General features: G+C 51.1%; 1 pseudogene. It reads right to left on the bottom strand.

From position 1 onward, the window contains the following. Positions 1 to 229: pseudogene (locus tag ADH52_RS00335) on the bottom strand (hypothetical protein); the annotation flags it as partial.

A 229-nucleotide genomic window follows, 5' to 3' on the forward strand; every position in this document is an offset into this window, starting at 1 on the left:
GTTATACTTCGGTGCTTCGACCTCTACTTTCACCTTATTGAGACTAAACTTGCTGGCTGCTGAAGAGACCGCATAACCTCCTAAGATATTCCCGATAAAGTTTGCGGTTTGAGCGTCTTCCTCACTTCCACCTAGGAGCTTGGTCCCGTGATAGGCAACCTGACCCGCTGTATAGGCACCGGCTTCCCCTATCGCAAACTGGGTCAAGCCCTTGACAACGCTCTGAGTC

Origin of the sequence: Streptococcus pseudopneumoniae (genome assembly GCF_001072665.1) — a bacterium.
Lineage (GTDB): Bacteria > Bacillota > Bacilli > Lactobacillales > Streptococcaceae > Streptococcus > Streptococcus pseudopneumoniae_S.